This window comes from Haloferax sp. KTX1, from assembly GCF_902410085.1.
GTDB lineage: Archaea > Halobacteriota > Halobacteria > Halobacteriales > Haloferacaceae > Haloferax > Haloferax massiliensis.
On sequence record NZ_CABPRH010000067.1, the window covers coordinates 1 to 575 of the forward strand.

Sequence of the window (575 nt, forward strand, 5' to 3'; positions counted from 1 at the left end):
ATAGCGCGCACTATCGAACTGGACGCGATTGAATCGCTCCGCTACCCCGTTGAAATGCCGGATATCGATATTCCAGCGACCGTCCACCTGAGTCCAGACGATATGTCGCTTGGACTCTCGGCAGCGGATATGCTTGGCGACCGGTTTGACCTTACAGTGGATTCTGAGGCCGGAGAGATGCGGTTCGTCGCAAGCGGCGACACTGACAGCATGACGTACCGTCGAGCGAAGACTGATCTCATCGCCTTAGAGCCTGCGGATGTCGAGGTCAAACTGGACTCGTCGCTGGTCAAATCTGCGAACGCTGGCCTTCCAGACGGCACGAATCGGGTGTTGCGCGTTGGAGACGAGGTGCCGCTCGTGCTGAAATCGGAGTTCCCCGACGCCGATGGAGCGGTGCAATTTGTTATTGCACCGAAGCTCCCGAACTGACTCGACTCCCCGTCGTTTTGCGGAAACGGTGGTGGTTTAACCAACACCGACTGCCATACTTCTGTTCTGTTGGTTAACTCCGATGGCTCTTACCTAATCTGGCGAAACAACTGTTCGGTATGTGATATGGGCCAATACTGACT

1 pseudogene is annotated in these 575 nt (G+C 55.5%); it reads left to right on the plus strand.

The features are described 5' to 3' along the window. A pseudogene (locus FY251_RS20785) lies at nt 1-432 on the plus strand (hypothetical protein); the annotation flags it as partial. Nucleotides 433-575 lie beyond the last annotated feature (143 nt).